The sequence below is a fragment of the Labrenzia sp. VG12 genome (genome assembly GCF_002237595.1).
Classification (GTDB): Bacteria; Pseudomonadota; Alphaproteobacteria; order Rhizobiales; family Stappiaceae; genus Roseibium.
In genome coordinates this window covers 1,984,868-2,004,200 of sequence record NZ_CP022529.1, presented here as the reverse complement: position 1 = coordinate 2,004,200, position 19,333 = coordinate 1,984,868, and the positions used below count along the sequence as shown (strand labels likewise).

Annotated in this window: 24 protein-coding genes; 8 read left to right on the top strand and 16 right to left on the bottom strand. The window is 60.4% G+C overall.

Annotated elements, in window-relative coordinates; genetic code table 11:
- Positions 1-29: 29 nt before the first annotated feature.
- Positions 30-1,532, bottom strand: a complete 1,503-nt coding sequence (locus CHH27_RS09380) for a PLP-dependent aminotransferase family protein (RefSeq protein WP_094071349.1) — start codon at positions 1,530-1,532, stop codon at positions 30-32.
- Positions 1,533-1,633: 101 nt separating this feature from the next.
- Here CHH27_RS09380 and CHH27_RS09375 point away from each other — a divergent pair, with 101 nt between their 5' ends.
- Complete coding sequence (locus CHH27_RS09375) at positions 1,634-1,861, top strand: DUF1127 domain-containing protein (RefSeq protein ID WP_094071348.1); 228 nt, start codon at positions 1,634-1,636, stop codon at positions 1,859-1,861.
- Between the two features lie 175 nt (positions 1,862-2,036).
- On the opposite strand, the gene CHH27_RS09370 is transcribed toward CHH27_RS09375, so the two are convergent.
- Entirely contained in the window at positions 2,037-2,573 is a 537-nt protein-coding gene (locus CHH27_RS09370) for a peroxiredoxin-like family protein (RefSeq protein ID WP_094071347.1), read from the bottom strand.
- A 109-nt stretch (positions 2,574-2,682) separates the two neighbouring features.
- On the opposite strand from CHH27_RS09370, the gene CHH27_RS09365 reads away from it, so the two are divergent.
- Complete coding sequence (locus tag CHH27_RS09365) at positions 2,683-3,486, top strand: AraC family transcriptional regulator (protein WP_094071346.1); 804 nt, start codon at positions 2,683-2,685, stop codon at positions 3,484-3,486.
- Positions 3,487-3,669: 183 nt separating this feature from the next.
- On the opposite strand, the gene CHH27_RS09360 is transcribed toward CHH27_RS09365, so the two are convergent.
- The 6 genes from CHH27_RS09360 to purC all read right to left on the bottom strand — a co-directional run bounded on the left by CHH27_RS09360 (position 3,670) and on the right by purC (position 6,519).
- Positions 3,670-3,924, bottom strand: coding sequence for a DUF2164 domain-containing protein (locus CHH27_RS09360; RefSeq protein WP_094071345.1), 255 nt, complete (start codon positions 3,922-3,924; stop codon positions 3,670-3,672).
- Positions 3,925-3,946: 22 nt separating this feature from the next.
- Entirely contained in the window at positions 3,947-4,612 is a 666-nt protein-coding gene (purQ, locus tag CHH27_RS09355) for a phosphoribosylformylglycinamidine synthase subunit PurQ (protein WP_094071344.1), read from the bottom strand.
- Between the two features lie 17 nt (positions 4,613-4,629).
- Entirely contained in the window at positions 4,630-4,737 is a 108-nt protein-coding gene (locus CHH27_RS28305) for a phosphoribosylformylglycinamidine synthase-associated small membrane protein (protein WP_094071343.1), read from the bottom strand.
- Between the two features lie 14 nt (positions 4,738-4,751).
- The gene (purS, locus tag CHH27_RS09345) at positions 4,752-4,991 is read right to left on the bottom strand and encodes a phosphoribosylformylglycinamidine synthase subunit PurS (protein WP_094071342.1); all 240 of its coding nucleotides are present in this window, start codon (positions 4,989-4,991) and stop codon (positions 4,752-4,754) included.
- 107 nt (positions 4,992-5,098) lie between these two features.
- Positions 5,099-5,638, bottom strand: coding sequence for a hypothetical protein (locus CHH27_RS09340; RefSeq protein WP_094071341.1), 540 nt, complete (start codon positions 5,636-5,638; stop codon positions 5,099-5,101).
- Between the two features lie 116 nt (positions 5,639-5,754).
- Positions 5,755-6,519 (bottom strand): phosphoribosylaminoimidazolesuccinocarboxamide synthase, encoded by a 765-nt coding sequence (purC, locus tag CHH27_RS09335; RefSeq protein WP_094071340.1) that lies wholly within the window; start codon positions 6,517-6,519, stop codon positions 5,755-5,757.
- A 320-nt stretch (positions 6,520-6,839) separates the two neighbouring features.
- On the opposite strand from purC, the gene CHH27_RS09330 reads away from it, so the two are divergent.
- Complete coding sequence (locus tag CHH27_RS09330) at positions 6,840-7,163, top strand: DUF1476 domain-containing protein (protein WP_094071339.1); 324 nt, start codon at positions 6,840-6,842, stop codon at positions 7,161-7,163.
- A gap of 158 nt (positions 7,164-7,321) precedes the next feature.
- Positions 7,322-8,128 carry an HpcH/HpaI aldolase/citrate lyase family protein gene (locus CHH27_RS09325; protein ID WP_094074631.1) on the top strand — a complete coding sequence of 269 codons (807 nt, stop codon included), beginning with the start codon at positions 7,322-7,324 and terminating at the stop codon, positions 8,126-8,128.
- Between the two features lie 17 nt (positions 8,129-8,145).
- Here CHH27_RS09325 and CHH27_RS09320 read toward each other — a convergent pair whose 3' ends face one another.
- From CHH27_RS09320 to purB, 4 genes are all read right to left on the bottom strand, one after another.
- Complete coding sequence (locus tag CHH27_RS09320) at positions 8,146-8,700, bottom strand: alpha/beta hydrolase (protein WP_094071338.1); 555 nt, start codon at positions 8,698-8,700, stop codon at positions 8,146-8,148.
- Between the two features lie 105 nt (positions 8,701-8,805).
- Positions 8,806-9,282: a BA14K family protein gene (locus CHH27_RS09315; RefSeq protein WP_247646208.1), complete on the bottom strand. Its 477-nt coding sequence runs from the start codon at positions 9,280-9,282 to the stop codon at positions 8,806-8,808.
- Positions 9,283-9,379: 97 nt separating this feature from the next.
- Positions 9,380-10,129: a metallophosphoesterase gene (locus CHH27_RS09310; RefSeq protein WP_094071337.1), complete on the bottom strand. Its 750-nt coding sequence runs from the start codon at positions 10,127-10,129 to the stop codon at positions 9,380-9,382.
- Between the two features lie 184 nt (positions 10,130-10,313).
- Complete coding sequence (purB, locus tag CHH27_RS09305) at positions 10,314-11,642, bottom strand: adenylosuccinate lyase (RefSeq protein ID WP_094071336.1); 1,329 nt, start codon at positions 11,640-11,642, stop codon at positions 10,314-10,316.
- 159 nt (positions 11,643-11,801) lie between these two features.
- Between purB and CHH27_RS09300 the strand changes: the two genes are divergently transcribed.
- Positions 11,802-12,284, top strand: a complete 483-nt coding sequence (locus CHH27_RS09300; protein ID WP_094071335.1) for an NUDIX hydrolase — start codon at positions 11,802-11,804, stop codon at positions 12,282-12,284.
- Between the two features lie 83 nt (positions 12,285-12,367).
- Entirely contained in the window at positions 12,368-12,709 is a 342-nt protein-coding gene (locus tag CHH27_RS09295; protein ID WP_094071334.1) for a hypothetical protein, read from the top strand.
- Positions 12,710-12,751: 42 nt separating this feature from the next.
- Here CHH27_RS09295 and CHH27_RS09290 read toward each other — a convergent pair whose 3' ends face one another.
- Positions 12,752-14,362, bottom strand: coding sequence for an APC family permease (locus CHH27_RS09290; RefSeq protein WP_094071333.1), 1,611 nt, complete (start codon positions 14,360-14,362; stop codon positions 12,752-12,754).
- A gap of 375 nt (positions 14,363-14,737) precedes the next feature.
- Between CHH27_RS09290 and CHH27_RS09285 the strand changes: the two genes are divergently transcribed.
- Positions 14,738-15,052, top strand: a complete 315-nt coding sequence (locus tag CHH27_RS09285; RefSeq protein ID WP_094071332.1) for a GIY-YIG nuclease family protein — start codon at positions 14,738-14,740, stop codon at positions 15,050-15,052.
- A 229-nt stretch (positions 15,053-15,281) separates the two neighbouring features.
- Here the strand turns inward: CHH27_RS09285 and rpe are convergent, their stop codons facing one another.
- The 3 genes from rpe to CHH27_RS09270 all read right to left on the bottom strand — a co-directional run bounded on the left by rpe (position 15,282) and on the right by CHH27_RS09270 (position 17,861).
- Positions 15,282-15,953 carry a ribulose-phosphate 3-epimerase gene (gene rpe / locus CHH27_RS09280; RefSeq protein WP_094074629.1) on the bottom strand — a complete coding sequence of 224 codons (672 nt, stop codon included), beginning with the start codon at positions 15,951-15,953 and terminating at the stop codon, positions 15,282-15,284.
- 121 nt (positions 15,954-16,074) lie between these two features.
- Complete coding sequence (locus CHH27_RS09275) at positions 16,075-16,818, bottom strand: DUF2259 domain-containing protein (RefSeq protein ID WP_208988744.1); 744 nt, start codon at positions 16,816-16,818, stop codon at positions 16,075-16,077.
- Between the two features lie 77 nt (positions 16,819-16,895).
- Positions 16,896-17,861 (bottom strand): Na+-dependent transporter, encoded by a 966-nt coding sequence (locus tag CHH27_RS09270; protein WP_208988742.1) that lies wholly within the window; start codon positions 17,859-17,861, stop codon positions 16,896-16,898.
- A gap of 107 nt (positions 17,862-17,968) precedes the next feature.
- Here CHH27_RS09270 and CHH27_RS09265 point away from each other — a divergent pair, with 107 nt between their 5' ends.
- The gene (locus CHH27_RS09265; RefSeq protein ID WP_094071330.1) at positions 17,969-19,237 is read left to right on the top strand and encodes an FAD-binding oxidoreductase; all 1,269 of its coding nucleotides are present in this window, start codon (positions 17,969-17,971) and stop codon (positions 19,235-19,237) included.
- Positions 19,238-19,333 lie beyond the last annotated feature (96 nt).

Here is a 19,333-nt window from a genome sequence, read left to right as displayed (position 1 = left end):
ATGTTCACTGCCAGCTTCGGCAGAACGTCCTATTCGAAACTGTCGTAACAGACACAATTGTCTTCCAGCAGATCCTGCAGAACCTGAAGGCCCTTGGCGGTTTCCTCGCGGCTGCGCGGGTTGGTGATACCGATGCGCACCCGATGATAGACCTTGCCGGAGCGCCCCGCCTTGAATTCGTCCTCGTCGTCGATGAGCACGTTTTCAGAGGCGGCGGCGGCCTTGAAGGTGCCAGAGAGCCAGGGTTCGGGCAGCTTGAGCCAGAGGAACGGCGCGTCCGGCGCTGATTCCATCTCGTATTTGCCGAGATGCGCCTGGACCAGAGTGTGGCGCGCCGCAATTTCAGCCAGGATCTTCTTGCGGAAATCCTCAGCGGCACCGGACAGAACCAGGCGGGCGGAGAGTTCCGACAGCAGAAAGGAAATGCCGCCGGTCAGCATCTTGTGCGCGGTATAGACCCGCTGGGCATGGGAGAGGGGGCTGGAGACCCAGCCGCCACGCACGCCTGCGGTCACCGACTTTGACAGGGAGCCGACATGGAAGGTGCGTTCCGGGGCGAGTGCGGCTATCGGCAGAACGTCCGTTTCTCGCAAGGAGCCGTAGACTTCGTCCTCGATGATCCAGAGATTGTGCTGACGGGCCACGTCGGCAATCTCCTGCCGACGCCTGGCGCTCATGATGCGCACGGTCGGATTGTGCATGCTCGGCATTAAAAACATCAGCTTCGGGTGTTTTTGCGCGCAGACCCGCGCCAGATCGTCCGGCAAGGGTCCCTCATCGTCCCGGGCGACCTGGATCGGCCGCCGGCCGCTAAGCGCCGCGCCGCGGGCAATTGAGCTGTAGGTGAGGTCCTCGAATGCGACCTGGTCTCCGGGCGCCGTTGTTGCGGCAATGATGGCCATGATGGCGGCCTGGGCGCCGGTTGTCGGCACAATGCTGCCTTCCGACGGTTCCCAGCCGGCACGGGACAGCCAGATGCGGCCCGCCTGCCGCCAGCTGTCCGGCACCGTGCGGGTATAGCTGGCAATTTCGTAGGCTGCCTCCCGCGTGATCTCCGCCGTCAGATTGCAGATTGCCTCGGCCTGGCCGATTTCCGGCGCGGAGGTGCTGTCGAAACGGATGGCTTCCGGGGAGGGGACCGAGATCCGGGTGCCGGCGAAGGCCGTGTCTCTCGGAGCGGCCATGGCACCCTGCAGCCAGGATGTCGCCCGGGAAGCGCTGCCGGCTGGTGCGTGCGGCGGCCTGTCCAGATCCGGCTTGGTGTCTTCCTCGAGCGTCGGCTCCGGCGCACTGCCAAGCACAAAGGTGCCGCGGCCGACTTCACCGCTGACCAGACCTCTTTGCCGGATCACCGCGTAAGCGCGTCCGATCGTGCCGACGGTGACGCCGAGATCATAGGCGAGGTCGCGTTGCGGCGGCAGCTTCGCGCCCGCCGCAAGTGCGCCGGTCGCAATGTCTTCACCGATCCGGTCGGCAAGGCGGATATAGAGCGGTCCCTGGCCGTCCGGGATTTCTGGGTGCCAATTTGTCATGGTGACAATTTAATATATTGCATCCGTCATTGAGTCAATTCATATGATTGTAGCGCTACAATGTTTGGTGCAACACAAATTGTAACCCTTTGGAGTAAGAAATGAGTGCAATACACACGCTGACTGGCGCGCCAAGCGCCCCTTCAAGCTTCTTGTCGGAGATCAGGAGCCAATTGTTCCTGTTCCTGCGGGCAAGGCGGACGCGGCTGGATCTCCTGGAACTGAGTGATCACCAACTGGATGATCTCGGCCTCAGTCGGGAAGCGGCGCGCCAGGAAGCGCAGCGTCCGTTCTGGGACATTGGCGGCCGGCGCGAGGGCCGGTCTTGAAGCCCATTTTCCAAACCAGGGTCTTTCCGGGTCAGACCAGACCTGTCTGACCCGGAAAGGCCCTGGTGCAAAAGCCCCGGCCTGAGCAATTCAGCCCCTGACAAGGACCGCTGCCCCCGGCGGAGCCTTGTTGACTGCCGGACACGGATGCAGTCCCGTGTCCGGCATTTTGCGTTCAGACCGCGCCGGTATATTCGCCGCGGGCCGGATAGTCGTTTTTCTGGACAAAATCGAGGGCGCCGACCATCTCCTGGAAATGCGGGCGCACAAACGGCATTGTCTGGACAGAGGCGAAATAGAGCGTTCCGTCCGGCTTGACCAGGAACACACCCGGTTCGGAAAAGAGCGCCGGTTCCTCGATTCCGATGGATGTCGTGCCCCGGCTGGTAGAAATGAACAGCCCCCAGTCTCGTGCGACCGTCAGTGGCAGACCGTACCCGAAGCGCAGGCCAGGCTGGGCAACCTTGTCGGCCATCTTCCGAGCGCGGTCCTGGTCATCGGAGGAAATCGCGATTGTCTTCACGCCCTTGGCGGCGAAATCCTCGCTAAGACGGCCGAGTTCCTTCAGATAGGTGGCGCAGATCGGACAATGCAGGCCGCGATAGAACACGACCAGCGTTGCGAAATCCGCACCATCGCCGGACAGGTCGAAGGTTCCGTTGTCGAGCGTTTCGACGGTCAGCGCGGGAACCGACTGGCGGGGAACAAGCATGATTTACCTCTTTTCCAATGGGCAAGGTGTCTTTTTCCTTGCAGATACCCCTAAGTTAGTGAACGATTGTGATATAAACATTCTAAAAAGTTGCCTTGGAGTACGGAAAATGCAGGTTCCCTATCGCACATCCTTCAATGGCAAACTGGATCGGCTGTCTTCCCTGATTGACCGGCTGCGCGTTCATGTGGCCAATACGCTTGCTGGTGGCACCGAGTTGGATACGGCCAATTTCCGGATCTACAAGTCTGACGACGAGGCATTGCGCCTTGTTTTCTGTCCGTTGCGGCAGGATGGTATCGGTGATTGTGCCGATGTTGCGCCTGGCGAGCGGGAAACGACACTTGTTGCCGCGCGGATCACCATTTCAGGCATTGGCCGCCAGCTGATCAACGCGCTGCCGGACTGCATTTCCGTGCCGCTTGCCGAAGAGCCCTATCTGAACGCGGTGGTGACGCCCCTGATCGAGGAAGTGACGCAGCCGCGCTGCGGCGGACAGGCGGTGTTCCAGCGCCTGTGTGAAGTGGTGGTGATCCGCCTCCTGCGGCACGCAATGGAGGAGGGTAAGGCGGATACGGGTCTGCTGAACGGGCTCGCGCATCCGAGGATTGCCGCCGCGCTGGTCGCGATTCACGAGGCACCTGGCGAGGCCTGGACCCTTGAAAAACTGGCGACTGCGGCCGGCATGTCGCGCACGCAGTTTGCGGTCACCTTCAAGGATCTCGTCGGGATCACGCCGATGGGCTACCTGTCGAACTGGCGACTGGACATTGCACGCGCGGAGCTGGAAGCCGGGCGTCAGGTCAAGGCCGTTGCAACCTTGTGCGGCTTTGCCAGTCCGGCGGCTTTCTCCCGCGCCTTCTCCCGCCGGTTCGGCTATTCGCCCAAGAAGCGGCCGGTTGAAGCTGCGTGAGGAACATGGAGAGCGACAGCTCGTGTCCTTGTCGGATTTGCCCCGTCGTCATGCCACGGATAGACCATGGCGCCCATGCCGATTCAGGTTCCGCATGCACCTAGCAACTATGGGGAGGAGGCGACAGGAACTGCCGGAACACGCAAGGCAATGACGACCGACTTTTTCGGGCGGAACTCAGTCCTAACCGCGCTCGTCGATACGGCGCTCCAGGGCATAAAGCTCGTCATTGATATCGTCGGCCTTGCGTGCGAACAGCGCCTGGGCGTCCTTCAGGCCGAGATTGTAGAAATGCGCACCGAGGGTCGGCGTGAGGAAATCCATCAGCAACTCGGCATCCATGTTGCCGATATCGATGTCCAGGTCTTCGTCCAGATAACGCTTGATCTGCTGGGCGAGGCGGGTTCGGACGTCCTTTTCGAGTTTGAGTTCCGTCATTCCCGCCTCCCTGTGTGCTCTGTCAGGCCGCGTCGGCAAGGCTTTCGAACAGGGTCCGGCCGTCGAGGCCGCCATGCAGCGGTTCGACCAGGTTTTCCGGATGCGGCATCATGCCGAGCACATTGCCCTTGTCGTTCATGATGCCGGCAATGTCGTTGATCGAGCCGTTCGGATTGGTGCCGTTGGCATACCGGAATACGACCTGGCCGTTGTCCTCGATCCGCTTGAGCGTGTCTTCGTCGGCGAAATAATTACCGTCGTGATGGGCGACCGGGCAGCGCCAGACCTGGCCCTTCTCGAATTTGGAGGAGAAGCGGGTTGCCGTGTTGACCGTTTCCATCATCACTTCCTTGCAGACGAAGTGAAGATCGGCGTTGCGCATCAGCGCACCGGGCAACAGGCCGGCTTCGGTCAGGATCTGGAAACCGTTGCAGACGCCCAAGACCGACACGCCGCTGTCGGCCTTGGCCACCAGGTCCTTCAGGATTGGCGAGCGCGCGGCGATCGCACCGGAGCGCAGGTAGTCGCCATAGGAAAACCCGCCAGGCACCACCACCAGATCGACATCGGGCAACGTGCTTTCCGTGTGCCAGACACTCTGTGGCCGGGTTCCGGTGATCAGTTCCAGGGCGTGGAACATGTCTCGGTCGCGGTTGGAGCCTGGGAAAACGATAACAGCGGTTTTCATGTGTTTGGGTCCGGAAGTCAGAGCAGGAAGAAAACGGCAAGAAGAGCTGCAAGGGCTGGCACAAGGATGAAGATGGCCGCTTTGAGGGCCAGAAAAGTCACCGCCTTGCGGGCGTCTTCATCCATGATGGCTCCCGGCCTCAGGCGATCTCGATGGCGTAGTTCTCAATAACGGTGTTGGCGAGCAGCTTTTCGCACATCTGCTCCAGCTCGGCCTTGGCAGCCGCTTCATCGGAACCGGTCAGCTCGACATCGAACACCTTGCCCTGACGGACGGAACCGACATCGCCAAATCCGAGGCCGCCAAGCGCGCCTTCAATGGCTTTCCCCTGAGGATCGAGCACACCGTTTTTCAAGGTGACGATGACGCGTGCTTTCATGTGTGGGTCCCCGCAACACTTGCGCTGAGCGCAAAACAAACAGTTTGGGGCTCCCCATACACGAGGAGCCCCAGAAGAGGAAGAGCAATGTGGACAAAAGCGGTGGTTTACGGAAGCCGCTTGATGGTCGTGTTGCTCAGGTACCGCTTGAAATAGGTGTTCGCGACACTCCGTGAGCGCGAAGCTGCAACGAGAACCGATCCCCGGTTGTCTTGGATAATGAAACGGCCCGTCATCCAGATGCGACCCTCCCGGTCCTTGAAATAGGCGGTGAAATCAAATCCGGCGTAGTCCTTTTTCACGACGCGCCGCGTGATCGTGATCTTTTCCTGATCCTTGGAAGCAATATTGTAGACATTGGCGATGGCGTTGAAGAGTTCACGGGACAGAACTCCGTCCTTGATCGCCTTTTCCATGTCCCCGGACACCTTGACCGGGCCGTGAGCGATCAGGCGATCCGACTTGCAGCGTGGAGCATGGCAGACATAGCCGGTGAAGCCGTTCGATGTTTTTTTGGTCCAGCCGGCTGGTGCGTAGTTCGTCTGAATGCTTCCCGGCTTCAGACCAGTCGTCTGACAGGCTGCCAGAAGGCCGCAAAGCAATGTGACGGCAACCGTCTTGAGAATGGATTTTGATTGAAAAGACATAACGCCCCCTTGTTGAAAACAAGAGGGCGTTTAATGGGTGTTTTTTACAGGGGCAATCGTGACGCAAGGTCCGATTTGTCAAATAGAATCCGACATGTGTCCCGATTGCATCACTGTTACTTCACCAGGGTCGGACCCGACCCTACGGGCCGTTCGCTGCCGAGCATGATGCCGAGGCGCTTGGCGACTTCCTGGTAAGCTTCCAGCATACCGCCCAGATCGCGGCGGAAGCGGTCCTTGTCCATCTTGTCGTTGGTCTCGATGTCCCACAGACGGCAGCTGTCCGGCGAAATCTCGTCCGCAATCACGATGCGCATCATGTCGCCCTCGAACAGACGGCCGCATTCGATCTTGAAATCGACCAGGCGGATGCCGACACCCAGGAACAGGCCGGACAGGAAGTCGTTGACGCGGATGGCAAGGGCCATCATGTCGTCGAGCTCCTGAGGTGTTGCCCAGCCAAACGCGGTGATGTGCTCTTCGGCGACCATCGGATCGTCGAGCTCGTCGTTCTTGTAATAGAACTCGATGATGGAGCGTGGCAACTGCGTGCCTTCTTCCAGGCCGAGCCGCTTGGCGATGGAGCCGGCGGCGACATTGCGCACCACGACTTCCAGCGGAATGATCTCGACTTCCCGGATCAGCTGCTCGCGCATGTTGAGGCGGCGGATGAAATGGGTCGGAATGCCAATGGCATTGAGATGATTGAAGACGAATTCGGAGATGCGATTGTTGAGCACGCCCTTGCCGTCAACGATCTCGTGCTTCTTGTTGTTGAAGGCGGTCGCGTCGTCCTTGAAGTGTTGAACCAGGGTTCCCGGTTCCGGACCTTCGTAAAGGATCTTGCCTTTACCCTCGTAAATGCGCCGGCGGCGGTTCATAGGCTATACCGTTTGTTATTAGAGAAACCTGTGACGGGTTCCTGCTCACCTTGTCGTCCATCCGTCGGGAGTTTTTTACGTCAACCGGCGGGCGCCCTAAGGCTGCAAGCCCTATTTTGCGGCGCGGAACTTACCCGAAGCGGGAGAAAAGTACAATCCTGGTTTCCCGCGCCATGCCTAAGGTTTTTGCGGGGCCGTTATGCTTTTGACGCATGAGTGAAGGTACTGCGTTGATTTGCTGGCCCTGCGGGGATATGCAAGAGGCCAAATCAACCCCATATAGGGGGCAGTGCATCAGCGCAGTTCAGGAGACGATGAATATGAGCACATTCGACAAGCGCGAGCAGGGATTTGAAAACAAGTTTGCGCATGACGAGGAGCTGCGGTTCAAGGCAAACGCCCGGCGCAACAAGCTGCTGGGCCTGTGGGCTGCCGGGCTTCTTGGGTATGAGGGCGACAAGGCCGAGGAATATGCCAAGGAAGTGGTTCGCGCCGACTTCGAAGAGCCGGGCGACGAAGACGTCTTCCGCAAGCTGCGCGAAGATTTCGACAAAAACAATGTCGAACAGTCCGACCACCAGATTCGCCGCAACATGGAAGAATTGATGGCGACCGCCGTCGAGCAGCTTCAGAACGAAGGCTGATCCGCTTTCGAACGAAAAGTTTTCAGAAACGCCCGCCGGTCTCGGCGGGCGTTTTTTGTTGGAGGTAAAACGTGTTGGACGGCTTGGGGGGCAATCGGCACTTGCGTCGTTTCGTCCGGCAAGATCTTATGCTCCAGTCCAAAAAAGGAGAGCGCCCCGTGACCGACAAACCGTTTCTCGCCGACAAATTGCGTTCCGGACAGGCCGTTGTCACTGGCTGGTCGCTCCTGTCCGAGCCGATGGTGCCCGAGTTGTTCGCCCGGGCCGGCTATGAGGCCGTGACCATCGATCTGCAGCACGGCATGTACGATTTTGATGACGCCTGCACCACGCTGGCAGCCATTGCCCTTGGCGGTGCTCACCGCATAGCCCGCATTCCGGTCGGTGACAATGCGCTGGCCGGCCGGCTGGTCGATATGGGCGCGGAATGCCTGATCGCGCCGATGATCAATTCCCTGAAAGAGGCGGAAGAATTTGCAAGGGCCGTCAAGTATCCGCCGGAAGGTGAGCGCAGCTGGTCGCCGTTCCGGGCGGCGATGCTGAGCGAACAGACCAGCGACCAGTATCTGAAAAACGCCAATCGGCAGACCCTGGCGCTGGCGATGATCGAGACTGAGGAGGCCATGGACGCGCTGGACGACATCCTGACCGTCGACAGTCTGGACGGCGTCTTTGTCGGGCCGAGCGATCTGTCCCTGACCCTGTCTAAAGGCGCGGCGCTTGATCCCAATGGAGCGCGGACCTCGGAAGCCTGCGCGGATATTGCCCAAAAGACCCTGGCAGCCGGCAAGCTGGCCGGCATCTTCTGTCTGAACGCCGACAAGGTCGAGGAAGCCTATCACCAGGGCTTTCGCCTGATGTCGCATGGCATCGACACCATTTTCCTGGATCATTCCGCCCGGACATGCCTCAGGGAAGTCGCCTGGCTTGGAGACGTCAAGGATGGCCCGGCAACGGGGTATTGAGCTTAAGCTCTGCGGGCTCAGTCAAGCCGTTTCATGAAATGGGCAAAGGACATCAGGCCCTCGGGCCAGGGGCCGTGCCCGCTTTCCAGATTGATGTGGCCGGCTTCGCCTGCATCCTGAAACGTTGTGCCCCAGGCCTTTGAAAAGGCCTGTGCGCGCTCGTAATCGCAATAAGGATCGTTGCGGCTGGCGACCAGATGTGTCTGGAAGGGCAGGGGCTGCAGCGGCACCGGTTTGAAATCCCCGCCGTCAAATTCCGGAACCAGTCCGTCCCTGTCCCAGTCGGACGGGGCGACGAGATAGGCGCCGTGGATCTTGTCCTTCAGAGCATGCGCGCCATGAGCCACCAGAATGCAGCCCAGGGAGTGGGCGACCAGAACAACCGGCTTGTCGCAGGCCTCAACCTCGGCAACCAGGGTGTCCAGCCAGACATGGCGCTCCGGCTGATGCAGCTCGGCCTGCTTGACGATCCGGGCGGTCGGCATCTTGTCGCGCCAGCGCAGCAGCCAGTGTCCCGGGAGAATCTGGCCGTAGCCGGGAACAAGAAGAATGTCAGTCTCGGAAATTTTCACGTGTCTCAGCCTGTCGCGAAGAAAGAAGCGGTTACCCGCTCTGTTGCAGATAATCTTGGGTCTTGTCAAACGGGCTGCACGGCACCGAACAAACGCTTGCTGAGCTCAGGGACCATAAGGCGAGAGACAAGCGCGCCTTGGGCCCTTGTAGGGCTGGAAACTGTTGTCGGCGGCCCGATACGAGCGATACCGTTCGTCGCACCACTGATAGTGGACCGGGCTCAGGTGAGGTGCATAGCGAGGTGGAGGCAGGTAGAGCGGCGGACGCACCACAACATAGGGCGGTGGAACCACGTTGAAGCCAAAGGCAAAGGCGGCCGGCGGATACCACCATCCATTGTAGCGGCGGTAGCCATATCGGTATTTGGGATAGCCGCGATAACCAAGATAGTGCTGGGGGCGGCGCTGGGGCGCCTGCCCACTGGTAAAGCCGCTGCGTTGGTCGATCTTGACCAGTGGCAGATGCTTGGCCAGCGTCGTGGTCAGATTACCTTTTGGTGCTGGCAACGCTTCAACCGGCATCGTGAAGGCAAGGGCAAGGCAGCCGCAAATCATGGCGGCCGAGAATGCTTTGTTGAACACGGTCTCACTCTCCATCTGCCCTTGGAGAGTTTAACCGATTTTCGAGCGAATTTCTCTTTACCCAGCGGAAATTTTAAAAACGTGATCTGCTATCAGCTCAGGACAGGGGGCCGTAGAACCCGTGCTGAAGAGAGCGTGCCCAGCCCGGGCGTCGGTTTTTTTCCGCTTCGCGCGCGGCCTTGTCCCAATCGTAGGTCAGGATTTTTTCCTGAAAGTTCCAGGCGCCGTTGTTGTTGGTCATGGTGGCGTAGCGGGCATGAGGGCTGCCGGCTTCCATGACATGGCGGTGCGGATGGTCGTCCTCGTAGGACGGCAGGCCGACACTGCCGGGGTTGAGCAGGATCTGACCGGTCTTCTGCAACCGGATCACCCTTGGAATGTGCGTGTGGCCACAGCAGACGACAGGTGCGGCTTCGCCCTTCAACTCGGCGAGCAGCGTCTCCTCGTCCGGCAGGTGGCCCTTCGGGCCATCGACCTTCTCGGTCAGGTAGCGGTCGTCGTTGTCCGGGGTGCCGTGGCACAGGAAGATGTCGTCCGTCAGCCGGATTGTGGGCTGCGAGGTGGACAGCCAGTCCCGGCTCGCCTCACTCAGGCGCTCGACTGTGAAAGCATCTGTCGGTCCCATCTTGTCGATGGGATTGTCCAGCACAATGCGGTCGTGATTGCCGCGAATGGTCGGCCAGCCGGTTTCGCGCAGAATTGCGGCCGTTTCCTCCGGCCAGAGCGGGCCGGACACGCAGTCGCCAAGATTGACGACGAGGTCCGGGGCTTCCAGCCTGAGATCCGCCAGCACGGCTTCCAGCGCAAGGACATTGCCGTGAATGTCGGACACAACTGCGATTTTCATGGATGCGCTCCGCTTGATTCCGTCGCTGACGGGAAATCTGGAAGACCAGATGTGCGTGGGTTTGCCTGACCCGAAACCGTATTTTGAGGAAGCGCAGCGCGCTTCCTCAGGATCAGGCTGCGCGCTGCCACCGTGTTGTGCCGTGATTGGGGACAGGCACCTGATGGCCGCGAAGTTTTACCGATCAGCTTTCGCCGAAGACCCGCTCGAAGATCACATCGACATTCTTGGTGTGATAGCCAAGATCGAAGCGGTCGCGGATCTCTTCTTCGGACAGGTATTTGCGCACGTCTTCGTCCGCCAAAAGTTCGCTCAGGAAATCGACCGATGCGGAGCCGGCCACCTGGTAGCTGTCCCAGACCTTCATGGCATTGCGCTGGACAAGGCGATAGGCGTCTTCGCGGGACGACCCGGCCTGGGTAAGGGCCAGCAGGATACGCTGGGAATGCACCAGGCCGCCGAGACGGTCCATGTTGCCGATCATGCGCTCCGGATAGACCATCAGCTTGTCGATGACGCTGGTGAGGCGGACCAGGGCGAAATCCAGGGTGACGGTCGCGTCCGGGCCGATCATGCGTTCTACCGAAGAGTGGGAAATATCCCGCTCGTGCCACAGCGCCACGTTTTCCATGGCCGGGATGGAATAGCCGCGCACGATGCGGGCAAGGCCGGTGAGATTTTCGGTCAAGACCGGATTGCGTTTGTGCGGCATGGCCGATGAGCCCTTCTGGCCCTTGGAGAAGAACTCCTCGGCCTCGAGCACTTCGGTGCGCTGCAGGTGGCGGACTTCGGTGGCGACGCGCTCGATCGACGACGCGATCACGCCGAGCGTTGCAAAATACATGGCATGACGATCACGCGGGATCACCTGGGTGGAGACCGGCTCGGCCTGCAGGCCCATGGCCTTGGCAACATGCTCTTCAACGGACGGATCGATATTGGCGAAGGTGCCGACGGCGCCGGAAATGGCGCAGGTGGCGATTTCCTCACGGGCGGCCAGAAGCCGGGTCTTGCAGCGGTCGAACTCGGCATAGGCCTCGGCCATCTTCAGGCCAAAGGTGACCGGTTCGGCGTGAATGCCGTGGGACCGGCCAATGCAGACCGTGTCCTTGTGTTCCATGGCCCGGCGCTTGATCGCGGCAAGCAGCGCGTCCATGTCGGCGAGCAGGAGATCGGTCGCCTTGACCAGCTGAACGTTGAAGCAGGTGTCGAGCACGTCGGAAGAGGTCATGCCCTGGTGTACGAAACGCGCATCCGGGCCAACGATTTCCGCCAGATGGGTGAGGAAGGCGATGACGTCGTGTTTGGTTTCCCGCTCGATCTCGTCGATGCGGTTGATGTCGAAAGTCGCGTTGCCGCCCTTTTCCCAGATCGTCTTGGCGGCTTCCTTGGGAATCACGCCGAGTTCCGCCAGCGCGTCGCAAGCATGGGCCTCGATCTCGAACCAGATGCGGAATTTCGATTCCGGCGACCAGATGGCAACCATGTCGGGACGGGAATAGCGCGGGATCATCGCAGGCAGGACCTCGTTTTTGAGAGAATTTCTGGCTGCGGCATAGCAAATGGAGGAGGGCGCTTCAATGCGGCACGGCGGTTTTTGCTTGCAGCGCTGCCGTACAATGTGAATTTTACCTCTCAGACACGTGGCTTAGCTGTTCAAAAGGAGCGGTGCATGACGATCTGGCGCCCGTCCAGTTCCATAACGGTCAAGGCAATGGCCCTGATCTGGCAGGATGACGCCTTGCTCTTGTCTGAAATCCGTGATGACGCCGGCCGGGTGACGGGCATGCGCCCGCTCGGCGGTTCCGTGGAGTTCGGTGAGCCCTGGCGTGACGCACTTCAGCGTGAATTCCTGGAAGAGCTGGGCACGCGGATTACACTGCTCGACAATCACTTCGTGATGGAAAACATCTATGAGCATCACGGTGTCACCGGTCACGAGATCGTTTTCCTGTGCCATGCCCATTTCACGGACAGCAGTTACTACCGCATGGATACCGTCATCTACGAGATCAATGACGATACCATGGGCACGGCAAAGTGGATCACGCTCGATGAGCTTGCTGCCAAGGGACTGGACCTCTACCCGGCGGGGCTTGCGCAAAAACTTTCCCCGCCCGCTCCTGGCCAGAAACCCGGCCGGTTGTTCAGCTGACCCGGTTGCTCTCCTCCTTTGAGCCTCATAACCAAACTGGCCGCACCGACTGCGGCCGACTTCATTGATTGATTGGAAAACAGATGATTTATCGCCCTCTTGCCATCGCTGTCATGACCCTTGTCACCAGTGCCGGGTCGGCTCTGTCGGCAGAACCTGACTTTTCCAGGTTCATGGCGTCACCCTCCGGTGCTGCCGGCCTGAGTGCGGCCATCGGCAGCCTTGGACCCTGCGCGACAACGCCGCAATGGTCCCTGGGCTTTGACCCGGATCTCGACAAGGAAAACCCGGACCACGTCTATGTCGGCTGTCAGTATGATCCTGGCGGAGAAGAGGCCGGAGAGCTTTACGACAAGGGCGTGCTGGCGAAATTCGTCAACTACGGCGGTGTGCTGTATCTGGAGAGCCTGACACAGCTGCCCTAGGCCCACCCGGCGGCCGCGTGCACGCTCGACATATCGGCTGAATCAGCGCTTGAAGTCAGGCCGTTCGACCGGGGCATCGTCGACGCTGTCATATTCCAGCATCTCGTCGAGTTCTTCCTCGGCGATATAGCGGTTGAACTTGTCCTTGTGCAGGCTGAGCCGGACCGCCAGCAGGTAGATGCCCGTGGCCATCAGGGCAATGGCAATCATGTCGGGACCGACGGGCAGCATGCCGGAGCCTCCGCCAAAAGACCCCAGATAGGAAAAGCACACAAGGCCGATCAGGTAAGGCGGCAGCCAGGCCGCTTCGCGCCAGTCGAGACTGTCGAACCCGCCCTGTTTGCTGCGCACCAGCATCAGGGCAAAGCCGATGGCAAGGCAGATGCCGAGATGCAGCATCGTGTGCCAGCCACTCCAGTAGATGATCAGGCTGGCGACAACAAATGCAAGACAGCCGGAGACCGGGGCGGCGGGCAGGACGAAGGCGCGAGGTGTGTCGGGCAACAGACGCCGGAAGGACAAAACGGCGATCGGTCCGACAATGAACGACAGGACGATCGAGGAGGTGTTGAGCGCGAGCACTTCCTTGAAGGGCAGAAGCACGAAGAACAGCGACGCGACTGCAAAATTGACCAGAAGCGAAAACAGCGGCACACCGCGGGCAGACAGGGTTTCCATGAATTTCGGGAACAGGCCGTTCTGCGCCATGGCAAGACCCAGGCGGGCATTCGAGCCAACGGAGACGAGCCCCGAGGCGAAGCTGGAAATGCGGGCGCTGGTGTCCAGAATGCTGACGATCCAGAGCGCGCCGACCGCTGTCGCAAGGGCCGCCATGGGACCGAGCTCACCGGTAAAGTGCAGCGCCGGCCAGCCATCCGACAGCTGTGCGTGATCAAGCGCGCCCAGAAAGGCGAGCTGCAGACCGCCGTAGATCACCAGACAGACCACGAGGGACAGCACAAGCGCCAGGGGCACGTTGACTTTCGGGTTACGGGCTTCCCCGGCCATGTCTATCACGTGCCGAAAGCCGATCAGGGCGAAGATGACACCGCCGGTGGAGATGGCCGACAGGATCCCCTTGAGCCCTTCCGGCGCGAAGCCGCCATAGTCGCTGAAATTGGCATAGCGGAATTCGGAGGTCAGGATCACGGCGGCGAGCAGCGCGGGGATGACGATCTTGACCCAGGTGAGCGCCGTGTTGATCCTGGCAAAGAATTTGACACCAAAGGCATTCAGCACGGTGAAGAACAGCAAGAGCAGGCAGGCAACACCAAGCCCGGCGGGTGTCAGAAGACCATCCGGGCCGTAGAGCCAGGGCGCCATGCTCTTCGAGTAGCGCAGGACGGCCTCGACCTCGATGGTCGCCGTCGTGTTGTAGCCGACCCAGGCGGTCCAGCCCATGGTCATGGAAACGACCGAGCCATGGGAAAAATGCGGTACCCGGCCAATGCCGCCGGCAACAGGCAGGATCGTTGCAATCTCGGCAAAGGTCGCCGCCAGGAGCAGCATGGCAAAGCCGCCGATCATCCAGGCGATCAGGGAGGAGGGGCCAGCCGCCTGGGCGGCCAGAAGCGGGGCAAACAGCCAGCCGGAGCCGAGAATGCCGCTGATGGCGACAAAAGTCAGCCCAAGCAACCCGATACTGCGTTCCATATGCGCCAAGACGAATCCCCCCGGATTTTTGTCTTCGAACTGGGAGCTTAACCGAGGGAGTGTCTCATCGGGAAGACGGGTTGTTGCGGTTGTGAAGGTGTTGCGTGGAAATCCCTGATTTTTGAGGCTTATCGTAACCTCGGGCAAGCGGCCGATCCTTCGAGACGGGCCTGCGGCTCTCCTGAGGATGAGATTGTTGGGTTTGGGAACCGTTCGGTTTCTGCCGATTGAAACAAGGCTTAGTGCCTAACTCTTTCCAGTGACAGCCAAATTCCAGACCTCATCCTGAGGAAGCGCGTCAGCGCTGTCTCGAAGGATGGGCTACTTGCTCAGTATTTCTCGCAATGGTTGTGTCTGCTGTGTTAAGCATGTCGCATGAGTGCGACCGTTTACATCCTGCGCTGTGCCGATGGCAGCTACTATGCCGGGGTCACGGAAAAGGACCTTGAAACCCGCCTAAGTGAGCATGAGCAAGGTGTTTATGACGGCTTCACAGCGCGGCGCCGGCCGCTATCGCTTGTCTTTAACTGTCACTTTGAGCGGATCACGGACGCGATAGCCTTTGAGCGTCAGGTCAAGAAATGGCGGCGAGAAAAGAAGGAAGCGCTGATCCGGGGCGATTTTGAAGCGCTTCCGAAGCTTTCTCGGCGAGGGAAAAAACACGGTAAAAATGCCGGAGAAAACCGGTAGCAAGCGGCCGATCCTTCGAGACGGACCTAGCGATCCTCCTCAGGATGAGGTCTGAGGGTGTGGCAATACCGAACAGTCAGATTTGCGGGACTTTAAGACTCAGACGGCAGTCTTTGGTATCGATCCATCCAGCAAATTCTGGCATTGCAGCAATCAACGGTCTCATCCTGAGGAGGGCCGCAGGCCCTTCCCGAAGGATCGGCCGCTTGCTCCCGCATACATCATATCCTTAAGCTTCTGCCGCTGCCTCGCGGATCGCCGAGATATTCTCCCGGTAGCCGTCCACGAACCCGCCCTTGAAGACGGCCGAGCCGGCCACAAGCACATTGGCGCCGGCAGCGGCCACGAGCGGCGCGGTTGCCGGAGTGACGCCGCCGTCGATTTCCAGATCGATCGGACGGTCGCCGATCATCTCACGGATGCGCCGGGTCTTTTCGACCTGGGACTCGATGAATTTCTGTCCGCCGAAACCCGGGTTCACGGTCATGACCAGGATTAGATCGAGCCGGTCAAGCACGTATTCCAGAACGTTCTCAGGCGTGGCCGGATTGAGCGACACGCCTGCCTTCTTGCCGAGGTTGCGGATGGCCTGGAGCGAGCGGTCGAGATGGGTGGTTGCTTCCGCATGCACCGTGATGATGTCCGAGCCGGCCTTGGCGAAGGCTTCCAGGTAGGGATCGCAGGGTTCGATCATCAGGTGGGTGTCGAAGACCTTGTTGGTATGGGGGCGGAGTTTTGCGATCACGTCCGGGCCGAAGGTGATGTTGGGTACAAAATGGCCGTCCATGACATCGAGATGGATCCAATCGGCGCCAGCTTCAACAACGTCGCGGACCTCCTGGCCCAGCTTGGAAAAATCGGAGGCGAGGATGGACGGAGCGATCTTGATGTCGCGCGGCATGGCAGTCTCCCGAATGGCCCGTGCGGCCTCGACTTGGGCCGCGGAAATCTTGTGCCGCCGCGCTAGCATTTCTGGCCCTTGCGGGCAAGGCGGCGCGGCAGGCCTCAATCGGTTTAGTTGCTCAAAGCCGTCCGGTTATCGCCAGATACCGTCTGTCCGGACCTTCAAATCCGAGGCTGTCCATCTGAAGGAGGACGGCAAAGACCGGTGGTGCTTCGGCAGGGAAGAAGGTCACAAACCGCTCGATACGGTAGCTGAGCGGGCACTTGCGGCTCTTGGGAACGGATTTGTCTTCGTTGAGAACACGCGTAACGCCGTCATACACCATGGTGAGGCGGAAGCCCCTGGTTTCTGCGCCATAGCCCTGGCACGTTGCGTCGGGCAGCGCGTATTCGGACAGGGTGAGCTCCACCGGGCTGTCCCCCTCCTGAAAGAACACGCGCGGGGCGACGACCATCTTGTGGGGATCGGATGTCAGTTCCGTGAGCGGACTGAAGCCGACCGTGTCGCCCTTGCCGGCGATTGCCTTGTCCTTCAGAAGCGGTTGCGCGTTGAGGCGGTTTTCGGAGCGCGCGGCCGTCAGAGCGTTGTCGGCGGCATCCCCCAGGCCGACATCGACGTCCTTGCGCAGGCGGAAAGGCGAGGGTTTCACCCAGCTGTCGCCGATGACATCCACCACAAAGATTTCCGAATAGGGAAAGCCGGAGCCATCCTGGAAGCCGTATTGTTCAAAGGCGAAGAAACTGCCGGTCTTGGAAAAACCGAGCACATGCAGTTTTGCCGTGTCGCCGGCAAAGGCCGCCGGGGACAGAAGACCGGCGGCGACGAGAAGGGACAGGCATCTGAGTGCGCGGATAAAAGTCACGGACAGGCTCCTTCGGGGGTTGGTTGGTGTCATCCTGGAGCGGCAGATAAGCATACCACGCTCATGGGAAAGACCGGCTACGTCACACTTCCGGCGTTCGGTCCGCAGTAGAGCCGCACGAAGGGTTTCAGCATCATCGGCAGCATGTAGATCGGGAACTGGCCGACGGCGAACCACAGCCAGGTGAGTTCGGGCAAGGTGCCGCCGAGCGCGGCCACCATCAGGCCCATGTTGCGGGTGCCGCAGGTGTGGGCGATGGCATAGGCGTCTTCGCGGCTTGCGGGGGCGAAGAGGGCAAGCGACAGCAGCATCTGCACAAGCGCCAGCGCAAAAGTGAGGGCGGTCAATCCAAGCGTAAATCCAGGCTTTGCGGCAAAGCTTGCCGCGACCCCGTCCATGGCAGCAATCGCGAAGACCAGCAGCAGCAGGACGTTCAGCCCGCTGATGTGGTGGGACGAGCGCACCAGACGTTCACGCCCGGCCAGGCGCCGGAAGATGAAGGACAACAGAAAGGCGCCGACCAGAAGCGCGGACAATTGCAGGGCCAGGCCGCCAACGCTCAGGGGCAGCGACGGGCCAAGCATGAGTTCTCCGACGAGGGGCGCTGTCAAAGGGGTTACGATGAGTGCGGCGACCGAGAGGGCAAGGCTCAAGGTGCCGTCGAGGCCCAGCAGGTAGATAAAGGCTGGAGCGGCCATGACGGGCGGTGCCGCGGTCGCGATATAGAGGGCCAGGACGATGTCGGGGCCGAGCTGGTCCGGGCCAATGGCCAGGATGGCCATCCAGGTCAGGAGCGGGGCACCCAGCATCATCCAGACAAGGGCTGCGATCAGCAGCGTTGGCCGGCGCAGACGGCGGACAATGGCATCCTGGTCGACGCGCAGGAAAGCAAGAGTCAGGAGGCTGAAGACAGAGATGCCGAGATAGGGGCGCATATAGGCGGACAGGGCCGGCAGGGCGACGCCGATAAAGATACTCACAACAAGTGCGGCCGTGCCGTGACGTCCAATCCACGCCAGGCCTGCCCCGATCATCCGAATCATCTAGTGTTGTCTCCTGACATGGCTGGCTTGGCAGATGGTACGGTCCGAATTGACGGATGGCAGGACCTCAAGCAAGACCCAATGACCCTGGACCGACCGGAACAGGTATGACAGCAAAAACAAGACAGACGCAATCCTTTGACGTGATCGTGCTTGGTGCCGGCATCGTCGGCGTTACCACTGCCCTGCATCTGCGCCGCCTGGGACTGGAAGTGGCGTTGGTCGACCGGAAGCATCCGGGTGAGGAGGCCTCTTTCGGCAATGCCGGCATCGTGCAGCGCAATGGTTTTGTGCCGCACAAGGTGCCGACGCACCCGCTGCAGCTGCTCGGCATTTTCCTGGGGCAATCCAGCGCCGTGTCGCTTGATCCGGCCACGGTCCTCCGGTTGCTGCCCTGGATCAGGCAGTTCCATAAGGCTGGCAGCGAGCGCGGTGCCGAGATCTATTCCAGGGTGGTCGCGCCCCTGAGGGCATTCGCAGTCGAAGAGCATCTGGAGCTGGCGCGAAGTACCAATGCCGACCGCTTCTACCGCCAGGGCGGCTGGCTGCATCTCTATCGCACAGAGGCCGGCTTCAAGGAGAGCAACGCGGAGCGCCAATACGCACGGGTGTTCGGCGTTGCCTATGATGAACTTGGAGACAGCGAGATCAATGCTCTGGAGCCCGGACTGAAAACCGGCGGGCTGAAGGCGCTGCACTGGCTGGAAAGCTGCTCCGTTTCCAATCCGGGGGCTGTGGTCGACGCGTTCTGGCGGGGTTTCATCCGGGAAGGGGGCAGCTCCTTTCGGGGCGACGCGCGGCGGCTGACCCGCCACCGGAGCGTATGGCAATTAAGCTGTGAGCGCGGCGAGATAACGGCCTCCCAGGCCGTGGTGGCGCTGGGCGCCTGGTCTGACGACCTGCTGACGCAGCTCGGTGAAACCTATCCGCTTGCCGTCAAACGCGGCTACCACATGCATTACCGGCCTCTTTCCGGAGCGTCGCTGTCGCGTCCGGTTGTCGACGTTGAAAACGGGTTTGTCCTGACACCGACGGATAACGGTATCCGCCTGACGACAGGTGTGGAACTTGCAGCGCGCGACGCACCGCCCAATCCGGCGGTCCTGAAGCGGACTAAACGGCGGGCCGAGGAGCTTTTCCCGCTTGGCCGGCGTCTGAAAGACGAAGTCTGGATGGGGTGCCGGCCATGCCTGCCCGATTCCCTGCCGGTCGTGGGGGCGTCTCCGTTGACGCCTGGCCTGTGGCTGAATTTCGGTCATGCCCATGACGGCTTCACGCTTGGACCGATTACAGGGCGTCTGCTCGCTTCAATGATCGCGGGTAAGGATCCTTTGCTCGATCCGGCTGGCCTGTCACCGGGGCGGTTCTTTCAATAAACCTTTTCTAAACCCGCCTAAACCTTGGTTGAGCCGCGGGTTTATAAGCCTTTGAGGGATGGAGCGCCCGGCGTTGGACGGGCAAATCGGAAGCCG

Bases quoted from the DNA above. Each gene is read 5' to 3' on its own strand.
- CHH27_RS09285 (WP_094071332.1), top strand. From the start codon at position 14,738: ATGAGTGCGACCGTTTACATCCTGCGCTGTGCCGATGGCAGCTACTAT.
- CHH27_RS09365 (WP_094071346.1), top strand. From the start codon at position 2,683: ATGCAGGTTCCCTATCGCACATCCTTCAATGGCAAACTGGATCGGCTG.
- purS (WP_094071342.1), bottom strand. From the start codon at position 4,991: ATGAAAGCACGCGTCATCGTCACCTTGAAAAACGGTGTGCTCGATCCT.
- CHH27_RS09290 (WP_094071333.1), bottom strand. From the start codon at position 14,362: ATGGAACGCAGTATCGGGTTGCTTGGGCTGACTTTTGTCGCCATCAGC.
- CHH27_RS09375 (WP_094071348.1), top strand. From the start codon at position 1,634: ATGAGTGCAATACACACGCTGACTGGCGCGCCAAGCGCCCCTTCAAGC.
- CHH27_RS09265 (WP_094071330.1), top strand. From the start codon at position 17,969: ATGACAGCAAAAACAAGACAGACGCAATCCTTTGACGTGATCGTGCTT.
- CHH27_RS09360 (WP_094071345.1), bottom strand. From the start codon at position 3,924: ATGACGGAACTCAAACTCGAAAAGGACGTCCGAACCCGCCTCGCCCAG.
- CHH27_RS09270 (WP_208988742.1), bottom strand. From the start codon at position 17,861: ATGATTCGGATGATCGGGGCAGGCCTGGCGTGGATTGGACGTCACGGC.
- purB (WP_094071336.1), bottom strand. From the start codon at position 11,642: ATGATCCCGCGCTATTCCCGTCCCGACATGGTTGCCATCTGGTCGCCG.
- CHH27_RS09370 (WP_094071347.1), bottom strand. From the start codon at position 2,573: ATGCTTGTTCCCCGCCAGTCGGTTCCCGCGCTGACCGTCGAAACGCTC.
- CHH27_RS09295 (WP_094071334.1), top strand. From the start codon at position 12,368: ATGATTTATCGCCCTCTTGCCATCGCTGTCATGACCCTTGTCACCAGT.
- CHH27_RS28305 (WP_094071343.1), bottom strand. From the start codon at position 4,737: ATGGATGAAGACGCCCGCAAGGCGGTGACTTTTCTGGCCCTCAAAGCG.
- CHH27_RS09330 (WP_094071339.1), top strand. From the start codon at position 6,840: ATGAGCACATTCGACAAGCGCGAGCAGGGATTTGAAAACAAGTTTGCG.
- purQ (WP_094071344.1), bottom strand. From the start codon at position 4,612: ATGAAAACCGCTGTTATCGTTTTCCCAGGCTCCAACCGCGACCGAGAC.
- rpe (WP_094074629.1), bottom strand. From the start codon at position 15,953: ATGCCGCGCGACATCAAGATCGCTCCGTCCATCCTCGCCTCCGATTTT.
- purC (WP_094071340.1), bottom strand. From the start codon at position 6,519: ATGAACCGCCGCCGGCGCATTTACGAGGGTAAAGGCAAGATCCTTTAC.
- CHH27_RS09380 (WP_094071349.1), bottom strand. From the start codon at position 1,532: ATGACAAATTGGCACCCAGAAATCCCGGACGGCCAGGGACCGCTCTAT.
- CHH27_RS09310 (WP_094071337.1), bottom strand. From the start codon at position 10,129: ATGAAAATCGCAGTTGTGTCCGACATTCACGGCAATGTCCTTGCGCTG.
- CHH27_RS09300 (WP_094071335.1), top strand. From the start codon at position 11,802: ATGACGATCTGGCGCCCGTCCAGTTCCATAACGGTCAAGGCAATGGCC.
- CHH27_RS09340 (WP_094071341.1), bottom strand. From the start codon at position 5,638: ATGTCTTTTCAATCAAAATCCATTCTCAAGACGGTTGCCGTCACATTG.